This is a genomic window from Corynebacterium sp. A21 (assembly GCF_052266655.1).
Taxonomy (GTDB): Bacteria; Actinomycetota; Actinomycetes; order Mycobacteriales; family Mycobacteriaceae; genus Corynebacterium.
The window spans coordinates 85,916-106,613 of the sequence record NZ_JBQPQY010000008.1 but is presented as its reverse complement, the minus strand read 5'-3'; the positions used below and the strand labels follow the sequence as shown (position 1 = coordinate 106,613).

The 20,698-nt window shown below is 63.4% G+C and carries 20 protein-coding genes and 4 tRNA genes; 3 read left to right on the top strand and 21 right to left on the bottom strand.

All coding sequences use genetic code 11. The features are described from left to right. Window positions 1–212: 212 nt before the first annotated feature. From rplL to ACTU46_RS11875, 15 genes are all read right to left on the bottom strand, one after another. On the bottom strand, window positions 213–593 hold the full coding sequence (gene rplL / locus ACTU46_RS11945; protein WP_443381962.1) for a 50S ribosomal protein L7/L12: 381 nt from the start codon (window positions 591–593) through the stop codon (window positions 213–215). An 88-nt stretch (window positions 594–681) separates the two neighbouring features. Next, on the bottom strand, window positions 682–1,197 hold the full coding sequence (rplJ, locus tag ACTU46_RS11940) for a 50S ribosomal protein L10 (RefSeq protein WP_443381960.1): 516 nt from the start codon (window positions 1,195–1,197) through the stop codon (window positions 682–684). Window positions 1,198–1,525: 328 nt separating this feature from the next. Next, window positions 1,526–2,443, bottom strand: a complete 918-nt coding sequence (locus tag ACTU46_RS11935; RefSeq protein ID WP_443381958.1) for a hypothetical protein — start codon at window positions 2,441–2,443, stop codon at window positions 1,526–1,528. 6 nt (window positions 2,444–2,449) lie between these two features. After that, a complete protein-coding gene (locus ACTU46_RS11930; RefSeq protein ID WP_443381956.1) occupies window positions 2,450–3,007 on the bottom strand; it encodes a hypothetical protein in 558 nt (185 codons plus the stop codon). Between the two features lie 3 nt (window positions 3,008–3,010). Beyond that, the gene (locus ACTU46_RS11925) at window positions 3,011–4,495 is read right to left on the bottom strand and encodes a phytoene desaturase family protein (protein ID WP_443381954.1); all 1,485 of its coding nucleotides are present in this window, start codon (window positions 4,493–4,495) and stop codon (window positions 3,011–3,013) included. A gap of 150 nt (window positions 4,496–4,645) precedes the next feature. Then, complete coding sequence (locus ACTU46_RS11920) at window positions 4,646–6,040, bottom strand: phytoene desaturase family protein (RefSeq protein WP_443381952.1); 1,395 nt, start codon at window positions 6,038–6,040, stop codon at window positions 4,646–4,648. Between the two features lie 103 nt (window positions 6,041–6,143). Beyond that, window positions 6,144–6,860 carry a 50S ribosomal protein L1 gene (rplA, locus tag ACTU46_RS11915; RefSeq protein ID WP_443381950.1) on the bottom strand — a complete coding sequence of 239 codons (717 nt, stop codon included), beginning with the start codon at window positions 6,858–6,860 and terminating at the stop codon, window positions 6,144–6,146. Window positions 6,861–6,940: 80 nt separating this feature from the next. Beyond that, window positions 6,941–7,381, bottom strand: coding sequence for a 50S ribosomal protein L11 (gene rplK, locus ACTU46_RS11910; RefSeq protein ID WP_443381948.1), 441 nt, complete (start codon window positions 7,379–7,381; stop codon window positions 6,941–6,943). Window positions 7,382–7,617: 236 nt separating this feature from the next. Then, window positions 7,618–8,538 (bottom strand): transcription termination/antitermination protein NusG, encoded by a 921-nt coding sequence (gene nusG, locus ACTU46_RS11905; protein ID WP_443381946.1) that lies wholly within the window; start codon window positions 8,536–8,538, stop codon window positions 7,618–7,620. Window positions 8,539–8,694: 156 nt separating this feature from the next. Beyond that, entirely contained in the window at window positions 8,695–9,018 is a 324-nt protein-coding gene (secE, locus tag ACTU46_RS11900; protein WP_443381944.1) for a preprotein translocase subunit SecE, read from the bottom strand. 26 nt (window positions 9,019–9,044) lie between these two features. Further along, a tRNA-Trp gene (locus ACTU46_RS11895) sits at window positions 9,045–9,117 on the bottom strand. A gap of 143 nt (window positions 9,118–9,260) precedes the next feature. Continuing rightward, window positions 9,261–9,334, bottom strand: a tRNA-Met gene (locus tag ACTU46_RS11890). A gap of 39 nt (window positions 9,335–9,373) precedes the next feature. After that, window positions 9,374–9,446, bottom strand: a tRNA-Thr gene (locus tag ACTU46_RS11885). 769 nt (window positions 9,447–10,215) lie between these two features. Next, a tRNA-Tyr gene (locus tag ACTU46_RS11880) sits at window positions 10,216–10,300 on the bottom strand. A gap of 113 nt (window positions 10,301–10,413) precedes the next feature. After that, window positions 10,414–11,469: a polyprenyl synthetase family protein gene (locus tag ACTU46_RS11875; RefSeq protein ID WP_443381942.1), complete on the bottom strand. Its 1,056-nt coding sequence runs from the start codon at window positions 11,467–11,469 to the stop codon at window positions 10,414–10,416. Window positions 11,470–11,629: 160 nt separating this feature from the next. Here ACTU46_RS11875 and ACTU46_RS11870 point away from each other — a divergent pair, with 160 nt between their 5' ends. Next, complete coding sequence (locus ACTU46_RS11870) at window positions 11,630–12,895, top strand: geranylgeranyl reductase family protein (protein WP_443381940.1); 1,266 nt, start codon at window positions 11,630–11,632, stop codon at window positions 12,893–12,895. Here ACTU46_RS11870 and ACTU46_RS11865 read toward each other — a convergent pair. From ACTU46_RS11865 to menD, 4 genes are all read right to left on the bottom strand, one after another. Further along, window positions 12,892–13,584, bottom strand: coding sequence for a demethylmenaquinone methyltransferase (locus tag ACTU46_RS11865; RefSeq protein WP_443381938.1), 693 nt, complete (start codon window positions 13,582–13,584; stop codon window positions 12,892–12,894). The two genes, ACTU46_RS11870 and ACTU46_RS11865, sit on opposite strands and share 4 nt — an antisense overlap. A gap of 21 nt (window positions 13,585–13,605) precedes the next feature. Further along, window positions 13,606–14,805 (bottom strand): glycosyltransferase family 4 protein, encoded by a 1,200-nt coding sequence (locus ACTU46_RS11860; protein ID WP_443381936.1) that lies wholly within the window; start codon window positions 14,803–14,805, stop codon window positions 13,606–13,608. Between the two features lie 82 nt (window positions 14,806–14,887). After that, window positions 14,888–15,274: a DUF3592 domain-containing protein gene (locus ACTU46_RS11855; protein WP_443381985.1), complete on the bottom strand. Its 387-nt coding sequence runs from the start codon at window positions 15,272–15,274 to the stop codon at window positions 14,888–14,890. An 86-nt stretch (window positions 15,275–15,360) separates the two neighbouring features. Further along, entirely contained in the window at window positions 15,361–16,989 is a 1,629-nt protein-coding gene (menD, locus tag ACTU46_RS11850; RefSeq protein WP_443381934.1) for a 2-succinyl-5-enolpyruvyl-6-hydroxy-3-cyclohexene-1-carboxylic-acid synthase, read from the bottom strand. Between the two features lie 755 nt (window positions 16,990–17,744). On the opposite strand from menD, the gene ACTU46_RS11845 reads away from it, so the two are divergent. Next, window positions 17,745–18,665 carry a type IV toxin-antitoxin system AbiEi family antitoxin domain-containing protein gene (locus ACTU46_RS11845; protein ID WP_443381932.1) on the top strand — a complete coding sequence of 307 codons (921 nt, stop codon included), beginning with the start codon at window positions 17,745–17,747 and terminating at the stop codon, window positions 18,663–18,665. Window positions 18,666–18,693: 28 nt separating this feature from the next. Here ACTU46_RS11845 and ACTU46_RS11840 read toward each other — a convergent pair whose 3' ends face one another. Further along, window positions 18,694–19,701, bottom strand: coding sequence for an o-succinylbenzoate synthase (locus ACTU46_RS11840; protein ID WP_443381930.1), 1,008 nt, complete (start codon window positions 19,699–19,701; stop codon window positions 18,694–18,696). 10 nt (window positions 19,702–19,711) lie between these two features. Beyond that, complete coding sequence (locus ACTU46_RS11835; RefSeq protein WP_443381928.1) at window positions 19,712–20,305, bottom strand: Type 1 glutamine amidotransferase-like domain-containing protein; 594 nt, start codon at window positions 20,303–20,305, stop codon at window positions 19,712–19,714. 65 nt (window positions 20,306–20,370) lie between these two features. Here ACTU46_RS11835 and ACTU46_RS11830 point away from each other — a divergent pair, with 65 nt between their 5' ends. Further along, window positions 20,371–20,685 carry a 4a-hydroxytetrahydrobiopterin dehydratase gene (locus tag ACTU46_RS11830; protein WP_443381926.1) on the top strand — a complete coding sequence of 105 codons (315 nt, stop codon included), beginning with the start codon at window positions 20,371–20,373 and terminating at the stop codon, window positions 20,683–20,685. The last annotated feature ends 13 nt before the right edge of the window (window positions 20,686–20,698 follow it).

The following is a 20,698-nucleotide window of genomic DNA, read 5'->3' as shown; positions in this document are numbered from 1 at the left end:
ATGACGGGTAGGTCTCGAGGATCAGCCCAATGACCCTCTGAATATATGCAATTCGCCCGATCCTCGAGACCTACCCGTCAAAGCCCAGGTGAACCCCTGAGCCCCTGCCCACGTCAAACCCCCTGCCCCCTGCAATAGCAAAATCCCGCCCCCACCTCAGGTGGAAACGGGATTTCGGAAGTTACTGAGTGATCTATCAGATCACCGCAGAATTACTTCAGGGTAACCTTGGCGCCAGCTTCTTCGAGCTTGGTCTTGGCAGCCTCAGCGTCTTCCTTGGAAGCGCCTTCGATGATTGCCTTCGGAGCGGACTCAACGAGCTCCTTGGCTTCCTTCAGGCCCAGGCCGGAGACGAGCTCGCGGACAGCCTTGATGACGCCGATCTTCTTGGCGCCAGCGTCCTCGAGGACGACGTCGAACTCGGTCTGCTCTTCAACAGCAGCGGCAGCTTCGCCACCGGCAGCAGCGACAGCGACCGGAGCAGCAGCGGTGACCTCGAAGACCTCTTCGAACTCCTTGACGAACTCAGAAAGCTCGATGAGGGTCATTTCCTTGAATGCCTCAATGAGCTCGTCCTTGGTGAGCTTAGCCATAATGGCGTCCTTTCCTTGTCGGCCTCAATAATTGAGAACCGGGTATGTGGTGAAAGCTTGGGTGCGTATCGCCGGATGGCGGTACGACTTAAGCGTCCTTCTTCTCCTGGAGCGCAACGGCGAGGCGTGCGACCTGGGAAGCGGGAGCATTGAACAGGCCAGCGGCCTTTGCCAGGTTGCCCTTCATCGCGCCAGCCAGCTTTGCCAGCGTGGTTTCGCGGTTGTCAAGGTCAGCAAGAGCCTTAACCTGGTCGGCGCTGAGTGCAGTGCCATCCAGGTAGCCGCCCTTGACAACGAGCTTGTCGTTGTCTTCGGCGAACTTCTTGAGTGCCTTTGCAGCGTCGACAGCCTCGCCCTTGATGAAGGCGACGGCGGTCGGGCCGGTCAGGAGCTCGTCAAGGCCCTCGACGCCGGCATCTTTAGCTGCCAGCTTGACAAGGGTGTTCTTGGCGACGGAGTACTGGACGTCCGCACCGAGAGCGCGACGCAGCTCAGTGGTCTGAGCCACGGTCAGGCCACGGTACTCGGTCAGCACGACGCTATCGGACTCTGCGAACTGAATCTTCAGTTCTGCCAGGCCGGCTTCGTTCTTCGGGTTTGCCATTACTTCGCCTCCTTCCTCTACGTATATTCGACTGATCCGCCGGAGCTCACTTCAGAAAACAAGAAAGCCCCGTGCAGAAGCACAGGGCGCATCGACCTCAACGTGAGTAGAGGAAGTGCTCGAAAAGTGTCTCCTGCGTGGGCCGTTCCAGAGGTCTGGAATCCTTCGATCCTTAACGGATGACCGACGGTCTTCGGTGAAACTTGAGCTGAACTCCCCGAAAGGAGTGGTTCAAACTTCGGTTTGTGACTCTATAGCACCATCTCCGAAACAACCAAATCCTTGCCCTCGCTTATCGACGCCGCGACCGCCGGCCACCCCGGCTGACCTAGGGTGAGGCCACCCGCACGGCAGTGGCCAACTGCGCCCCGAGCGGGAAATAACCCAGGTAGGACACCCCGGAGAGGTTGTAGGTGAATTTGATGCCCATGATCAACCGGATACCCACATGCATGCCCCAGGCCGCGAGCGCGAACCCCTGTCCGAGACGACGGTTGGTCAAGGAGAGTGGCGCCCCGAGTTCAACTACCAGGGCGGTCACTGCCAGTAGACCGAAGCTGGCATTCGAGCGATAGAGCGCCCCGGCGGCTGCCGGGGCTTCCCCGCCAAACGCCTCTTTACGAACAGCGTCCGCGGCGATCTGCTCACGCAGGGTATGTCCACCCGCCCAGTTCCAGCCGAGCGGGCTGCGAACCTTCGCGATTCCGGAGATCAGGTACACCGCGGAGGCGGCGATATTCAGGGCGGTGGGGATTCCACCGTAGGCGCGGTCATGGCGCTCCGGGAGCAGAGTCCCCTCGTGCCGGAGGGCATCGAGGGACAAGGCATCAGCCGAAGGTGTCAGTCCCAGGACCAGTTGCTGCAGCAGGAGCATATTGTCATTGTGGTAGACCATCGACCAGGAATTTCGGTAGCTCATGGTCCAGAGTTGCAGTCCCGCGTTCAGTGGCCCGCTCACCCGGTGGGCGATGCCGAGGGTGGTGGCGGCGTTGCTGAGCTGCGCAGCCTCAAACAACAGATCAGCGAGCCGGGGTGGCAACGGCCGGCGCAGAATCCGCACCGGACCGACAGGGTGGAAACGGCTGGGGTCCTGTCGGTGGAGATCCCGGAAAATATCGCGACGGCGGTGGTTGTTGACCGCCGAGAAAGCCCCGACACCGATCCTGATCACCCCGGGGCGGAGCGGGCTGGCGGCGGGACGCAGGGCATCGGTGGCACGGTCGAGCAAAGAGGTCAGCATAGTCATGTGGGGTCAGTTCTCCTGATGTTTTAGCAGGGGTGCACCGAGATCGGCCACCGCGGTTCCGCCGACCCGGCAGCGGGCGTGGACGGACTCGGCGGCGGGTGCTTTGGCACCGGCGAAATAGTCCTTAAAGAGGAAGCGGGAGCGCACCACCGAGACCTCGGTGATCAAGGTCTCCCCGGGGCGTCGAGAAGCATTGGCCGCCAGGGAATCCGCGTAGCTCTGGGCGACCTCGGTGGCCCTGCCTTCTCGGATGGCCTTCGAAATCTGCCGACGGACCTGGTTGAGTCCGCCCGCCCCAAAATGGGAATAGTGCGGGATGATCCGCTCCCCGGCCGCGGTGAACCCCACCACATGTGGCACGGTCACCCGGCCCTGCCGGTCCGCGGAGAACATCGGATAGGTTGACAGTGGGAAAGAATCCCGCTCATTCTTGGCCTTGTTGACCTGCTTCATCGGGCCCACATAGTGGCGCACCGGACTGAGCAGCAGGGCGGCAAAGGCGGCATAACCGGCCAGGGCCACGAGGTCGCGGCTGGTGGGTGCAGGGGCCTGTTTCGGGGACATCTGCTACGCCCCCACCAGATCACTCATCGCGGCGCGGGCAGCCCAGGCGCCGGGCATGCCATGCACCCCGGCACCAGGTGGGGTCGCCCCGGAGGCCAGATACAGGCCGCTCTCACCCAGCCGATAGGGATCAAAGGTGACGCCCGGGCGCAGCAGCGACTGCAGCCCGCTCATGGCGCCACCGGCGACATCACCGCCGATGAGATTGGGGTTCCAGGACTCCAGGTCAGCCGGGCTATGCTGCACCCGGCGGAGCACCCGGTCCCGGAAACCAGGGGCGAAACGCTCGATCTGGGATTCGATACGCTCGGCGAGGAAGCCCGACCGAGGTTCCCGATATCCATTGGGTACGTGCGCATAGGCCCACAGCACCTGCTTGCCCGCGGCGGGGCCGGTGGCCCGGGAGGGATCGGCGCTCTGTTGCTGACAGACCATGACGAAGGGGCGCTCCGGCAGCCGACCCCGGGCGGCCTCCAGCTCGGCGTGCTGAATCTCTGCCACGGTCCCGACGACATGCACGGTGCCGGCTTCCTGCACCCGAGCGTCAGCCCAGGGCACCGGGCCATCAAGCAGGTAGTCCACCTTGAATGCTCCCGGGCCATAGGTCCAGCCGGCCAGCCGACGACGCACCCGGGGAGTCAGGTTCGTGTGGCGGAGCCGCAGCACTTGGGCCGGGGTGAGATTGAGGATGGTGGCCTCAGCCGGGGGCAGGGAACGCAGGTCAGTGACCTCAACTCCGGTGTGGAGGCGACCCCCGTGGTGGGTCAGCACGGCGAGCAGTGCATCAACGACCCCCTGGGATCCGCCGCGGGCCACCGGCCAGCCGCTGGACATCCCCAGGGATCCAAAGAGCATCGCGAAGGCCGCGGTGAAAGGGCGAGCTGGCGGGGTGATCGCGTGCACCCCAGAGCCCGCGAAAAGTGCCCGGGTGGCTTCCTCAGCGAAAAACGCCCTACCTGCGATCTGGGCGGGCCACGCCGCCAGCGCACCGAATCGAGCCAGCCGCAGCGGATGCTCCGGCCATCGCAGCATCGGCCCCAGGAGATTTTCCAGGTGCTCATCGATGTGCTCGACGAGATCGCCGTGCACTCTTCGCCAGGCGGCACCGTCCCGGCCGAGGCCTTCGACGGTGGCATCGAGGCTACGGTGCAGCAACGCCGCGGGCTGTCCCTCCAGGGGGTGTGCCATCGGGTAGGTCGGGTGCAGCCATTCCAGGCCGTGCTGTTCCAGTTGCAGTTCCCGGAATGCCGGGCTGGCGGCGCCGAAGGGGTGCCCGGCTGCCCCGAGGTCGACGATGGTTCCCTCCCCCAGGAGATCAGCGGAAGCTGCCGCACCGCCGGGCCGGTCGTTGCGTTCAAAGACATCAACTTCCCAGCCCTCCTTCGCCAGATAGGCGGCAGCAGTCAGTCCATTGGGACCGGCGCCGACGATGACGGCGCGGGGTCTGGAACTTCTGGGCGGGATGCCGGTGGGTGAGGTCGCTGACATGGGCGGGATGCTCCTTGGGAACTGCTGTGGATTCGCTGACCATTTCAGCATCGTTGACCGTGATGAATCCCCCATGAATCTCAGATGAGACTCCCTTCATGTGGCGCTGAAAGCGATGCTCCGCTCCCCAGGATCCCGGGGTTCAGGTCCCTAAGCTCGCAGCACCGCTTGCGCCGCCCACCACCCGGGCATCCCGTGCACCCCACCGCCGGGCGAGGTCGAGGCAGAAGCCAGATACAGCTTCGGCCCCAACCGATGAGGCAGACGCAGCACCCCCTGCAGCCCGGTGGTGGCCCCACCCGCGACATCGCCACCGACCAGGTTCGGATTCCAGGACTCCAGATCGCCCGGAGTGTGCTCGACAATGCGGCGGATGCGCCCCCGGAATCCCGGGGCGAAGCGCTCAATCTGGGCGAGGATCCGCTCCCGCACCCGCTTATCGACGACCCCCTGGGGCACATGTGCATAGGCCCAGACCACCGTCCGGTCCTCCCCGGCCCGGCTCGGATCCGCCACCTGCTGTTGACAGACCAGCACGAAGGGGCGCTCCGGGAGCTGGCCAGCGGCAGCTTGTGCCTCCGCCTGCTGAATCTCGGCGGCACTGCCACAGACATGCACAGTGGTGGCCTCCCCCACCTCCGGGTTCGCCCAGGGAATGGGAGCATCGAGCAGGATATCCAGCTTGTGCGAGGCGGTACCGTAGCGCCAGGTGCGCATCCGGTGCTTGAGCACCGCGCCCAAGTCCACGCCCTCCAGCTGCAGCACCTGACGTGGGGTGAGATTGAGGATCACGGCATCCGCCGCCGCGAACTCCCGAAGATCCGTGACCCGGTGCCCGGTGTGGATCACCCCGCCGTGATCACTGAGCACCTTGACCAGGGCATCGACGATCGCCTGGCTCCCACCGAGCGCCACCGGCCAGCCGCGGCTCATCCCCAACGCCCCGAAGAGCAGCCCGAAGGCGGCGGTCATCGGCTGCGAGGGGGCGGCAATCGCATGGACCGCAGATCCCGCGAACAACACCCTGGCTTCCTCGGTTCGGAAGGCCGCCCGGGCCAGCAGCTGTGCGGGCAGCAGGGCCGGCGGCCCGAACTTCAGTAGCTCCAGCGGGTGCGGCGGGATGCGGGTGAGGGGTCCCAGCAGGTTGGCCAGGTGGGCGTCGATACGCTCAGTAATCCCGGAGTGCAGCCGCCGCCAGTTCTTCCCGTCCACCCCGAGTCCCGCTGCGGTGTCAGGCACACTGCGGTGCAGCAACGCTGCCCTGCCCTCATCCAGGGGATGTGCCATGGGATAGCGGGAATGCGCCCACCTCAGCCCGTGGCTCGCCAGATCCAGCGCATGGAAGGCCGGGCTGGCTACACCGAAAGGATGGCCCGCCGCCCCGAGATCACTGATCGTCCCCTCCCCCAGCACCGGTGCTGAGGCGGCCGCCCCACCAGCGGCGTGATGCCCCTCATAGACCTCAACCTGCCAGCCCGCCCGAGCCAACAGCGCCCCGGCAGTGAGCCCGTTGGGACCTGATCCGATAATGACCGCGCGTGACATGCCCCTACCTTAGCCATGCAAAAAGCGACGCCCCTCGCCCCGGTGAGGGAGGAGGTGACGTCGCCTGGTGCGGTGAAGCGCTGCGATTAAGCAGTAACCACTATTAAGCGGTTTCTTCGCCGGTGTAGTTCTTCTGCACGTGGGTATCGACCGGGATGCCCGGACCAGAGGTGGAGGAGAGGGTGATCTTCTTCAGGTAGAAACCCTTGGCGGAAGACGGCTTGATGCGGTTGAGCTCATCGATCAGGGCACCGTAGTTCTCAGCCAGTGCCTTGGCATCGAAGGATGCCTTGCCGATGGAGGCGTGCAGGTTGGAGGCCTTGTCAACGCGGAAGGAGATCTTGCCGCCCTTGACCTCGCTGATGGCCTTGGCGACGTCGTTGGTGACGGTGCCGGTCTTCGGGTTCGGCATCAGGCCACGGGGGCCCAGGACGCGAGCGATGCGACCGATCTTGGCCATCTGATCCGGGGTGGCGATGGCGACGTCGAAGTCGGTCCAGCCATCCTGGATCTTGGCGACGAGCTCGTCGGTGCCGACGAAGTCAGCGCCTGCAGCCTCAGCCTCGGTAGCCTTCTCGCCAGCGGCGAAGACGGCGACGCGGACGACCTTACCGGTGCCGTTAGGCATGGAGACGGTGCCGCGGACCAGCTGGTCAGCCTTGCGGGGGTCAACGCCGAGGCGGATGGCAACATCCACGGAAGCATCGTAGTTCTTGGAGGAGGTCTCCTTGATCAGGGCAGCAGCCTCGATCGGGGTGTACATCTTGGACTGGTCAACCAGCTCAGCAGCAGCCTTGAAAGCCTTGGAGTTCTTGCTCATTTGCGGATATCCTTTTCTGGAATCTTGTGGTGCGGGCCGGAGCCGGCCCTGCCACGGTTGTGCGGATTATCGAGGGGGAATTAACCCTCGACGGTGATGCCCATGGAGCGAGCGGTGCCGGCGATGATCTTGGCCGCAGCGTCGATATCGTTGGCGTTGAGATCTTCCTTCTTGGTGGTTGCGATCTCCTTGAGCTGCGCCATGGTGACAGAACCGACCTTGTTGGTGTGCGGGACACCGGAACCCTTCTGCAGGCCAGCGGCCTTCAGCAGCAGCTTGGCTGCCGGCGGGGTCTTCAGCTTGAAGGTGAAGGAACGGTCCTCGTAGACGGTGATCTCAACCGGGATCACGCTGCCACGCTGGGATTCGGTTGCGGCGTTATAAGCCTTACAGAATTCCATGATGTTGACGCCGTGGGCACCCAGTGCCGGGCCAACCGGCGGTGCCGGGTTAGCTGCGCCAGCCTGGATCTGCAGCTTGATGAAGCCTGAAACCTTCTTGTTCTTCTTCTTCGGAGCCATCGAATTACCTACTTCCCTTGATACCGAGGCAGCGCCACGATGATGTCGCTCCCCCGTCCGGATTCCGGGACCCGCTACCAGCCTCATTCGACTGAGATCTTCGCGTGTACCGGCCACCGGGGATGAATGTTTTTGAGCATGTCGAAATCGGCACGCGTTTTACCAGAGTACACAGCAGCCCGCCACCCACCAAAAAACATGGGGCGACGGGCTGCAGCTTGTCCTCGGATGAGGTATCAGGCGAGCTTTTCCACCTGATCGGCGGTGAGCTCCACCGGGGTCTCACGGCCGAAGATCGAGACCAGGGCCTGGATCTTGCCGGAGTCCGGATCAATTGCGGAGATGGTGGCGGAAACGGAAGCCAGGGCACCGGTGAGGATGGTGACCGCCTCGCCGACCTCAAAGTCGATCTGGTTCTTCGGCTTGGACTGCTCATCCGGCATCGCCACGAGCTTCTCACCCTCAGCGTTCACAGCGGCAGCCTCACCGGCCGCACCACTCTCAGCCGGCATCAGGAACTTCGCGACGTCCCGGTGCTTGACCGGGGTGGCGTTGCCCTCGTTGCCCACGAAGCTGGTGACACCCGGGGTGTCACGGACGACGGACCAGGAACGGTCGTTGATGTCCATCCGGACCAGGACGTAGCCCGGCAGCAGCTTGCGCTTGACGAGCTTCTTCTTGCCGTCCTTGATCTCAACGACCTGTTCGATCGGCACCACCACGTCATAGATGGAGTCCTCCACCTCGAGGGTCTGGGCACGCATGTCGAGGTTGGTCTTCACCTTGTTCTCATAACCCGAATAGCACTGAATGATGTACCACTGGCCCGGCAGCTTCTTCAGCTCGCGGGTGTACTCACGCAGACGCTTCTTGTGGGCGGCCTCAGCATCCAGGTCCTCGGTGTCACCGAGAGCCGCAGCAGCTGCCGCGGTGGCCGGATCAACTTCATCGGCGGTGCTGGTGCTTGCCTCAGCCGCAGCTGCGGCATCCTCCTCGAAGGAGGCGGTGTCAGCCTCAGGAACATCGGCCGGGTTGGCCTCCGCCTCCGCGAGGGCAGTCTCAGCGGCCTGCGCGAAATCCAGGTCGGTGGCCTGCCCGGTGGCCTGCTCAGTGGTCTCCAAGGAAAGCTCCTCGGAGGTGTTGTTCTCGTCGCTCATGGTTTCTCCCAAACTAATTCATGGTCGTCCGTCAACTCCCGCAGCGGGGCGACCGAGATGTCTGGGTCACCATCTTACCTGCGGGACGGCAAAGAATTATCCCGCCGACCCTCAAAGGAGTCGGCGGGATGAAAACTTATATTTCTAGGAGTCTACCTAGGGGGTCAGTACTGCTTCAACTCCGAGTCCGGCAAGGAAGTCCACACCGGAGACCAGAGCGGTCAGCACGATCAGAAAAGCAAAGACCACCAGAGTGTAGGTGATCATTTGCTTTGTGGTGGGCCACACAACCTTACGAACTTCCGAGATCACCTCAGGAAGGAAAGTCTTGACGGAGCCACCCGGCGAATCATCACCCTTGGGCACCGGAGCGAGACGCTTAGCCTCATAGGAGGAGGTCGAAGTAGAGGACACTCCAGCCAGCTGCCGCTTACCGGTCGGGCGAATCACGCCGTCCTTGTCCAGCTGATCTTCGCTCACAGCACTCCTCAGATTGAAAAACTTTGCAGGGGCGACAGGACTCGAACCTGCAACCTACGGTTTTGGAGACCGTTGCTCTACCAATTGAACTACGCCCCTATTGGTCTTCATTTACGAAGACCTAGACTACCCTACCAGAGAAGAAATATCCTGAGGAAAATAACCCCCTGGCGAAGGTTGGGAAATAAAAAAGGCACCGTCTTCCGGTTCCAGACCGTAGATGATGCCAGCCTTTGTCCCAGTAGCGATGGAGGGGATCGAACCCTCGACCTCACGATTATGAGTCGTGCGCTCTCACCAGCTGAGCTACATCGCCAAGTGTTCCGCCTCCGCAATCGCGTGAGACAAACAACAGAGCCCCCTAACAGAATCGAACTGTTGACCTTCTCCTTACCATGGAGACACTCTACCGACTGAGCTAAGGGGGCATAGTCGCTCTGTGGCTGGGGCTCTATTTCTGTGAGCCCCGCTCGTTGCGACCTCCAAAAGATTAACCCGAGACCCATTTCAAACACAAATCGCCAGGTAGTTAATGGTTTTTCAAAGATTTCATGCGCCCTACTCCGGACCGGACTTCACTTCATGCCGAAGAGCACCTGTGGACCCGTAGTTCCTGGGCCAAGATTCCCCATCCGTGATTCCCGGTTCCGATTCCCGGATCCAGCTTCGATTAACGGTCCCGGCCCCGCGAGGGACTTGTCCGCGGGCCGCACTGGCGCGCTGTGGACACTGGGCCACTGGGACACTGGGCCACTGGGGCGCTGGGGCGCTGGGGCGCTGGGGCGCTGGGGCGCTGGGGCGCTGGGGACCGCGAACGGCGTCCGATACCGCGTGAGCTCACGGGCCCCACTCCCGAATGAGGCAAGGGGGCCGCTGCCCGCCAGGAGTGCCGGGGCAGGCCGGGCGGGGGTTACCGCCCCCACAGGCCTCCGCTGATTCACCCCTCCCCCAGAAACGGCCCCAGAACGCCCCCTGGCATCGATATCGAAGGCTGACTGGCCCCATTGGCCGATCCCCGCATCAAGTCCGCCCCAACGCCCCTCCTGGGCCCCTGGGGTTTCCTGGAGTCCTCCACCCAGGCGGGCATGAGACAAGCCCGCACCACCGGCCCCGGATCGCCACAACACAGCAGGAGCCGAGACTCACGACTTGGAAATACCAAAAGAGCCCATCCGATTTCTCGGATGGGCTCTGATCTGGTGCCAGATGAAGGATTCGAACCTTCGAAGGCTGAGCCGGCGGATTTACAGTCCGCTCCCTTTGGCCGCTCGGGCAATCTGGCATTGCGTCATTGTCTGGCGCGATTCACTACTTTAGAGGTATTTGCTTGGATACCGCAAATCAGCAGGCCAACCGCCTAATCGCTCAGCGCATTGAGCTCAGACCGCAGCAGTACTAACCGATGCGGCGGGCACTGAACTCGGCCAGCGTGCGCAAGGCTACGGTGACGTTGTTCTGCGGCAACCGGTCAAGCTGCTCCTCTGCTTCTGCGAGATAGAGCTGGATATCCGCCAGGGCGCGGGCGCGGCCGGTGGAACCAGAAAGCAGGGTGAGGACGCGGTCGACGGTGGCGTCATCGGTGACGGGGCCGGTGAGCAGCTCACGCAGTTCGGCACCCACCTGGTTGTCTTCCTCCATGGCGTAGAGCACCGGGAGGGTAAACACTCCCTCACGGAGATCGGTGCCCGGAGTCTTTCCGGAATCCTCGGGGTCGGAGAAGATGTCGATGATGTCGTCGACGATCTGGAAGACCATGCCAATAGCCGAACCGTAGCGCTTGAGCGCATCGATCTGGTCCTCCGTGGCACCGCCGTGGAGGGCACCGAGGTATCCGGCGGAAGCGATGAGCACACCGGTCTTCTCGCGGATGACCTTGGTGTAGTGCTCAATGGGGTCTTCATCGCGGGCGCCGATGGTCTCACGCATCTGCCCCGTGACCAGTTCCCCGAAGGTCTCGGCGAAGTGGGCGACGGTGGCGGCGCCCAGTTCGGACATGATTTTGGAGGCATGCGCCAGCAGGATGTCACCGGCGAGGATGGCCACAGAGTTGGACCAACGCTGGTTCGCTGATTCCACGCCCCGGCGGCGATCAGCCTCGTCCATCACGTCATCGTGATAGAGGGTCGCCAGGTGGACGATCTCCACCACAGCACCGGCCTTGATCACATCATCGCTGTCCGGATGTTCACCATATTGTGCGGCCAGGAGCGCGAACATCGGCCGGAAGCGCTTGCCGCCGGCGCGGGCCAGGTGCAGCACCTTGTCCACCAGAAAGTCCTCACCCCGGGCGAGTTCGCCGCGCATGAGGGATTCGACCTGGGTCATCCCCTCACTGATCTTGAGGGTGAGCGCGGGATCGCCGAGATCGACCCCACCTGAGCCTGCGTCGGTCAGTTCTGGCTCCACCCGGTGTCCGAAGGGACGCGGAGGAGTGGTGTGACCGTTGCTCATGTGTGGGTGTCCTTGCAGCTCAGCTAAGATTCCGGTGTGACCTGATGATGATCGACGAAGGAATTATCCAGTAGGAGTTCGCGTTTAACCGTAGTCCAAACCGCAGTGACGGGACACCCTGGGGTCATGCGTGTCCCGCCAGTGGTGCGACAATGGGCAGGTGAGTGTTCAGAACCAGCACGTAGATGTCCTCGTGATCGGGGCTGGGCCGACCGGCTCCACTGCCGCCTTATACGCCGCAGATGCCGGGTTCGAGACCCTGCTCATTGATGCCGCCACTTTCCCCCGTGACAAAACCTGTGGTGATGGCCTGACCCCCCGCGCGGTGCATCAGCTGCAGCAACTCGGCCTTGCTCATGAAGTGACGGCATATCACCGGAACCGGGGTCTCAAGCTGCACGGATATGGCGGTTCGGTGACCGCCCCCTGGCCCGAAGGCCATTATGGAACGGTCGGCTCGGCGATGCCGCGCACGCTTTTCGACGCCCTGCTTGTCGACGCCGCGGTCGACCGCGGGGTGCAGCTGTGGCAGGGTGCCACCGCCACGGGAGCGGAATTCACCGGGGCGCGGCTGGAGCGCGTCCGTATTTCCACCGCTTCCGGGGAGGTGGAGGTCACCGCTAAGTATGTCCTGGTTGCTGATGGTGTCCGCTCCACCTTCGGCAAATTACTGGGTAGGCAGTGGCACCGCGGCGAGGTCTACGGCATCGCCGCGCGCTCTTACTGCTCATCAACGCGTTCGGATGATCCGTGGATGCATTCCCACGTGGAGCTCCGCGACGCCGAGGGCATTGTTCAACCTGGTTATGGCTGGATTTTCCCGCTGGGCGACGGAGACGTGAACCTGGGCCTCGGGGCACTGTCCACCGATGACCGTCCGGCAAAGATCAACACCAAGAAGCTACTGCACTTCTACGCCGATCAACAGCGCGGCGACTGGGGGCTCGGGGAGCCTCGCGAGGTCGCTTCTGCGCTCCTGCCGATGGGCGGCGCGGTCTCGAATGTCGCCGGTCGAAACTGGATGTTGCTTGGCGATGCCGCGGCCTGCGTCAATGCTCTCAATGGTGAGGGCATCGACTACGGCATGGAGACCGCTGCACTGGCGGTGAACCTGCTTGATGGGGCAGGCGGCAAGGATTTCACCCTGCTGTGGCCGGAGGTGCTCCGGGCCCACTACGGTGAGGCCTTCCTGCTGGCCCGTACCGCTGCTCGACTACTGACCTATCCGGCATTTTTGCCGCTGGTAGGCCCACTGGGCCTGCGCGGCCCGGTAAGCGCGACCCTGATGCCCGCTGCAGCCCGGCTGATGGGCAATCTGGTCACCGATGAAGACCGAGACCTGATGGCCCGGCTCTGGCGGACAGCGGGCCGGGTGGTGTCTGCGGTACGCAAGGACACCCCCCTGTGGAGCGCTACTGATTCCTAGTCCGCGGGCTTGATCGCCGAGTGAATGGCCACGATGCCGAAGGTCAGATTCTGCCAGCCACACTGGGACCAGCCACTGCGGTTGATCTCGTGGGCCAGCCCCTCCTGACCGGGCCATTCCCGGATGGAATCCGCGAGGTATTCATAGGCCTCAGGGTTGGATGAGACCACCCGAGCCACCCTCGGCAGCAGCCGCATCAGGTACTCCTTGTAGACCGTGCCGAAGACCGGCACGGTCGGGGTGGAGAACTCATTGACCAGCAGTCGGCCTCCTGGTTTGGTCACCCGGGCCATCTCACGCAGGCCGGCGCGGTAATCGTGAATATTGCGCAGACCATAGGAAATGGTCACCGCATCGAAGCTGTTATCCGCGAAGGGCAGCTGCATACCATCGCCAACCACCTTGGGGACGTCACGCTCCCGGCCAGCGGCGAGCATGCCCTGGGAGAAGTCACAGGCCACCACCCAGGCACCGGACTTGCTCAGCTCCACGGTGGAGACCGCGGTACCGGCCGCCAGGTCGAGCACCTTTTCATCGGGCTTCAGATTCAGCCGTTCACGGGCCTTCTTGCGCCACGCGCGGTCCTGCCCGAAGGAGAGGATGCTGTTGGTGAGATCGTATTTTTCCCCGACGGCATCGAACATTGACGCGACGTCGAAGGGTTTCTTATCAAGGGATGCCTTAGCCACAGTCTCTCAGTCTAGGTGAGGCTAGCTGGAACGGCCGCCGAGGGCACGGGTCGCCCACATCGGCAGTTCCGGAAGTGGTCCGAAGAACGTCAGCGGAACCCGGCGGGCTTCCTCCAAAACCGCACTATAATAGCCCAGCAGCTGTTCCCCCAGTGCCTCCCAGGTCTTGTCCGCCACACCCTCACGCGCATTGCTGCGTAGCTGTGCATGGCGGGAATCATCGAGCAGGTACTCGGCGGCGGCCGGCAGGTCCTGGCTGAAGGTGTCTACCGTGAGCAGGCGGCCGTTGTAGTCATCGGTGATGAGATCAACCGGGCCACCGGCACGGGGACCGATGGTGGGCACTCCAGAAGCCTGCGCCTCCTGAATGGCCTGGCAGAAAGTCTCGAATTCACCGGCGTGGACGAAGAGATCCAGGGTGGCATAAGCCTCGGCGAGCCGCTCGCCGTCGAGGGCTCCGGTGAAGACCGCATCCGGCATCAATTCCTCGAGGATAATGCGCTCCGGGCCATCGCCGACAATGACCAGCTGGATATCCTCGCGCCCGGAAAGCGCCGCCAGACGGTGGACGCCCTTCTCGGCGGCCAAACGTCCGACGAAGCCGACGATCTTCTTGCGGCCGTCCGGGTTCCAGCGGCGACGGAGGCCGGGGTTGCGCTTGGCAGGGTCAAACCGGACGGTGTCCACTCCCCGACCCCAGTGCTGGATATTGTTGATGCCATGTGCCTCGAGATCCGCGATGGTGAGCGAGGAGGGGGCGAGAGTCAACTGGCACATGTTGTGGATGGTGCGGGTCCACTCCCAGATGGCGGAGACCAAGCCCGCCAGATGATATCGAGTGGAGAAGCCGGCGATATCGGTCTGGAAGAGCGCCACCGCCGGGATCCGCAGCTGGCGGGCAGCGAAAGCACCTGCCCCGCCGAGCACGAAGGGAGAGGCCAGGTGGATGATATCGGGCTGGAAACTACGAAGTGCCAGCGCAACTGAGGCAGTGGGTACGCCCACCGGCAGGGAGTTGACCAGCGGCACCTTGATCGTGGGGACCCGGACAATCTCGAAACCGAGATAGGAGGGTATCTCCTCCTCGAAGTCCCGGGCACCGGGGGCAATCACCATGGCTTGGTGCCCTTCCCGGTGAAGGTGCTCGAGCACCCGCAACACCGAGTTGGTGACGCCATTGACATTGGGCAGGAATGATTCCGCAACGATCGCAACTCGCATACGCAATATCCTCTCCGATTCAGACTAAAACGAACCTAGTTCCAAGTTGACTTCTCGAGAAGCTTTGGTGAACTGCGGTGTCTTATCCGGCGGTATCAGTCTCCTCAGATTTCATCTTAGGCCTTGTGGAAAAATTCACAGCCCACCAGAGGATTCCAGTGACCACCAGCACCCAGAATCCCACGCTCAACGCCGGGATGATCGACAAGGTCCACTCTCGGTGTTCCACCTTGACCAGATCAGGATCTGATTTGGCATAGTTCACCCATACCCGCTGTCCCTCCCCCAGGCCGGTCGGATAGAGCAGTCCGGTCGAGGGGGCATGGTAAATGCCCTCCTCATCCTGGAAGTCCACGGTGGTGCGCAGGGCCCCGACTCCGGTGACCACCGCTAGTGCCCGCCCTGGATCGGATTCGATGCTCCGGTCATTGAGGAAAGCCCCACCGACCATGCCGAAGGTCCCCAGCATTGCCAGTGCGGCAAGCGCCAGTACCAGCTGGCGCAGTCGACGCCTCACCCGCTGCCGGGAGTAGCTGGGGCCCGCCGCCACGCTGCTCACAGCCCGATCTTGTCTTCGAGAGCCTGGTGGAGGGCACGGCGGGTGCCCCGGATGGTCTTCGCCTCAATTACCTGGAAACCGGCAGGCGCCTCGGTGGTATCGAGGAGGGCGTCGATAAGTTCCCGCAGCGTGCCCACCTCGCGGTGATCGACCCCGTAGCCGTCGCAGAGTGCGGCGAGGTCCGCTTCGTGGGGGGTGCCGAAGACCCGGTCAAAGTCACGCCGCAGGCCCGGCGCGCCGATCTCGAGACTCTCGAAGATGCCACCGCCATCATCATTGGCGACCACGATGGTGAGATTCTCCGGACGGCGCTCCGCCGGGCCGATCTGCAGACCATTGATGTCGTGGAGGAAAGTCACATCACCGATCAGGGCGACGGTGCGAGGGGCGCGGAGTTCGGTCGGGTGCAACGCCTGGGTGGCCAGCGCCACGCCGACGGCCTGGGACACGGTGCCGTCGATACCGGCGACACCGCGGGGAGCATAGGTGTCCACCCCGTCAAAGGGCATGCCCAGCAAGCTGGCGTCACGCACCGGATTGGAGGATCCCAGCAGCAGGGTATCCCCGATGCCGAGAGTGTCAGTCACTGCGGCGGCCACATGCAGGCCGGTGAAGCCGTAGTCCGTGACCTCGAGGATCTCGCGCACGGCCCCTGCCCCCAGTTCAGCCGCACCCTGGCAGATCTTGATCCACTGCTTGCTCGGCGCGCCGGTCACCTTCACGGAGCTGCCGCGGCGGGTGGCGTTGCCGGCCGGGTCAGTGAACTGCGCGGTGCGGGAGAGCAGGGTCAACTCGATCTCCGGGTCAGCCATCAGCGCCAGGACCTCGCGGTGCAGGGTCGGGTGGCCGACCACCACCAGCTGCTTGGGCTTGGTGTTGACGACATAATCATTGGCCGAGATCTGTTCATGGGCGAAGACCCCGGCAGTCAGCGCATGCACTGGATGATAGGGCGCCGGTGCAGTGGGTTCCGCAATCGTGGGGACATCCTCCAGTCCCGGTACCTGCCAAGCCTCGTCACCGGCGATGACCAGAGTGTCCAGACTGAGATCCAGTTCGAGTTCACCGTGATCGATGAAATGACCGGCTGCCGCCACCCGGGTGACCTCTTGCCCGGTAACCGGCAACTCCGAACCCACCAGGGGGTTATCGAAGGCGACATTGAGGTGGACCTGCGCATTCGCCCGGAAAGCCTCATCCACCAGGCCGAGGTCGCTGATGTCATTGAGTTGGGTGCTCTCCGCGAAGGAGCCGAAGATCCCCTGCTGCTGAATGGTCTGGGAGGCACCGGTACCGATCAGTCGTTCTGGGCGGTCAGCGCTGATGATGGCCAACGGAGTATGGGAGTGGGCAGCCTCCACCATCGCCGGCAGACAGTTGGCCACGGCGGTACCCGAGGTCATGACCACACCGACGGCACGGTGTTGCACCCGAGCCATACCCAGTGCCAGGAATGCGGCGCTGCGTTCATCAATGCGGACATGTACCCGGATATCGGTACGTGCCAGCAAGGCGAGGGAAAGCGGGGAGTTACGGGAACCGGGGCACAGAACCACGTCGCTGAGGTTTTCAGCGAGCTTCGCGGCGAGAGCGGTGGCCAGGGAGATCGATTCGGGTTGCGACATGGCTCCGAGTCTACTTCGGGGTGTGACTGTGATCCGCCACGGAGTGCTCCCTGCGGACTACCACCCCGCCGCGGCCCCGATTGGGGAACGGATTCGGTCAAAGGTCCGGTCGTGGTGGTGTGGTCTGCCGGGTCTGCCGGGTCTGCCGGGCGGAATGTAGGACGCCTCCGCCCTTCTTGTCGCCACGGCGGCCCAAACCGTCCTGCATTGCTCACCACGAGCCACCACCAAGGCGGCCCTGCGGAGATCGACCTCGCCCCCGCTCCCTGCCGGGTCTGCCGGGCGGAATGTAGGACGCCTCCGCCCTTCCTGTCGCCACGGTGGCCCAAACCGTCCTGCATTCCTCACCACGAAGCACCGATAAGGCGGCCCTGCGGAGATCGACCTCGCCCCCGCTCCCTACCGGGTCTGCCGGACGGCAGTGTAGGACGTCTCCGCCCATCTTGTCGCCACGGCGGCCCAAACCGTCCTGCATTCCTCACCACGAAGCACCGATAAGGCGGCCCTGCGGAGATCGACCTCGCCCCCGCTCCCTACCGGGTCTGCCGGACGGCAGTGTAGGACGTCTCCGCCCATCTTGTCGCCACGGCGGCCCAAACCGTCCTGCATTCCTCACCACGAAGCACCACGAGCCACCACCAAGGAGCTCCTGCGGCACCCCTTCGGGAATCTCGCGGGGAACCCTCTCCCGCCAAACCGAGTCCAATCCAACGCAATCATCACAACGCACAACGAAGGAAAGGCCACCGCTGGCCATGCATTGGACCACTAAGGAATTGAGAGAATCAGGTTTGTCCCATCGGCAGATCAAGAATCGGGTGGATGCCGGCACCCTATTTCAGTTGGGCCGAGGGATTTACACCGAGCCCAGGCCTGATCCGAAGTCCGCCCTCCGTGCGATCCAGCACCGTTATCCCCAGTTGATTTTCACCGGGGCCACGGCTGCCGGTGTGTATGGACTCAATCAGATCTCGCTACCGGCACAGGGCATTCTTCCACGGAGCGCCCGCCCGATTTACACCGAGATCCTCAATGCGGTTCCCTCGCGGCGGCGTCGGTATCAGCGGGTGGAGAATATCTTCGTCGATACGCCGGCCGGAGTTGCCGGGTCGATCCAGGGTCATCACAACCATTTGGAGCTGGTCCGTTTCCTGGAAAGCCATTATGACGGGTTTTCCGGAAGGCATCGTTTTGAGGCTGACCTGCGCCAGCTGAATCCATCGCAACGTATCGGGGTGTCCCCGCTCCTACAAGATTCTGTGATTGGTGCGTCAAGCCGGATGGAGCGCATCTTCATCTATCAGCTGCGCAAGCGGGGTTTGGATCCGATTCCGAACTTCCAGCTCGGCCCCTACCATTGGGATGTTGGTTTAGTCTCTGGCACCACGGTCGTGGATCTGGACAGCAGGTATTTTCATGAGTCCTCCCCAGATAGCCCGGTTGACGGTGGCTTCATTCTCGACCGGTGGAAGACCAACCATGCGATTCAGCAGGGCTGGGCGGCGCTGCGTTATACCGATGACTGTCTGAACCAGATACTCAATGAGGTGATCACCCAGGTCAGGCAGACCGTGGAGCACCGTCAGACTCAGGCTGGGCAACGTCGCCATCCGAAGCCGGTGTCTGGGATGCGGGAGCAGGGGGTATGGGAATTTCATCCGGAGTTCTTCTTCTGAGCCTCCGCTACCCATCTCATTCCGGGCTCTAAATATAAGCCAGTGCCTGACGGACCCGTTCAAACCAGAAGTCCCGACGCTCCGGAGTCGCCGCCAGTGATTCGATCCGGGCGAGTTCGGGGATGATCGGGGCGGTGGCCATGAAACCCTCATTAATTTCACGTGCCGGGGCCACATCCTCGAGGAAGAGGGAACCGGTGGCGAGCCCCGCCGCGGCGGGCGGGACGTCGATAAGGTCATCATCATTGAGGCGCGGCAGCGCGGCCACCGCAGCGAACCCGGCGTTCAACCCCACCGCAGTGTCCAAGGCACTGGCCACAGTGACATCCATATGGGAGGCGCGTAGTTTGGCGGAGATATCAAGTAGGCGGCGTACGCCACCCAACGGGGCGACCTTGACCACCGCGACATCCGCGGCGCGCAGCTGCGCAACCCGGAAGGGATCATCGGCCCGGCGGATGGACTCATCGGCGGCGACCCGGATGAACATCCCGGCGCGTTGCAGGGCCATGCGAACCTCGGCGAGTTCTTCGACGGTGGCGCACGGCTGCTCCAGGTAATCCAAGGGGCCGAGCGAACGGGCGGCCTCGAGAGCCTGCGCCACACTCCAGCCACAGTTGGCATCCACCCGGATCACCGCGCCGGGCCGGGCCTGGCGCACGGCGTCGACCCGCGCGATGTCGTCGGCAAGCGTCTGGCCCTTCTCGGCGACCTTAACCTTGATGGTGCGGCATCCCGGGTAGCCGTCGAGGATCTCTGGGACGCGGGCGGCTTCGACGGCGGGGATGGTGGCGTTGACCTCGACGCTTTCGCGCACTCGTTCGGGGAAGCCTTCCCAGGCGGCCTCGATCCCGGCGCGCAGCCAGGCGGCGGACTCTTCAGGTCCGTATTCCAGGAAGGGCGCGAACTCGCCCCAGCCGGTGGGGCCTTCGATAAGCAGGGCTTCGCGCTTATCGACGCCGCGGAAACGCACCCGCATGGGCAGGGAGACAACGTGGGCGCGCTCGAGAATTTGATCGGCTGAGGGGGAGTTCATGTGCCCCAGCCTAGATAAGGCGGGTACCGGTGTCGTCGATGAGCAGGGCTTCACCGTCCCGGAGCAGCACCAGGGGGTATTCCCGGCCGTACTGGCGGACGGTCTCGGCGAAGGTCTCGATCGGAAACTCCGGGAGGTTGCCGCCGGCATGCGGGATGATCACGCGGTCGGTGAAGCCGAGGCCGGAGTGATCATGCAGGTCGGGAGCGATGGCGGGGTCGTCGAGCAGTGCGACCGGCTCAATGCTGGCTCCGGCGATCACCGAGCCGGCGCTGCAGCCGACATAGGGCAACCCGGCACGGACATGGCGGCTGAGGATCTCATCGGTGCCGGTGGAACGCAGCACCCACATCAGGTCAAAGGTCTCCCCGCCCGCGACGTAGACCCCCGCTACCTCGCCGAGAATGCGGTCCACCTCTGCCGGTGGGGTGGTGGCCAGTGGCAGTTCGATCAAGGTGAGTCCGTGGCCGCGCAGCATTTCCCGCTCGATGTCGACATAGGGGGCATCCCCGAAACTGCGGGTGGCATCGGAGATGTAGGCGACGGTCCCGGTGAGGAAGGAGGCTACCGAGGCATGGCCGAAGGAGGTCAACAGCAGCTTCATGGCTGCCAGGGTACGGAAAACCGCAGGGGGTGTTCAAAGGGCGGATTTCCGGGAAGGATGGAGGCATGAGTGATCCCAAGCAGAAACTCTCCCCCGCCCAGATCATTGATGCCGCGCTGAGTGGCTGGCACCAGGTCGATGACACCATCCAGGCGACCTTCAAGACCGGTGACTTCGCCACCGGACTCCGATTGGTCAACCTCATCGGCGCCGCTGCGGAAGCCGCCAACCACCATCCCGACATCACCTTGACCTACCCCACCCTCGCAATCACCCTGTCCAGCCATGATGTCGGTGGTCTGACCAGCCGGGATGTGGACCTGGCCCGGCAGATCAACGAGTACGCTGAAGAGTTGGCGGTCAAGGTGATCAGCGACTGAACGGTCCCGCCTA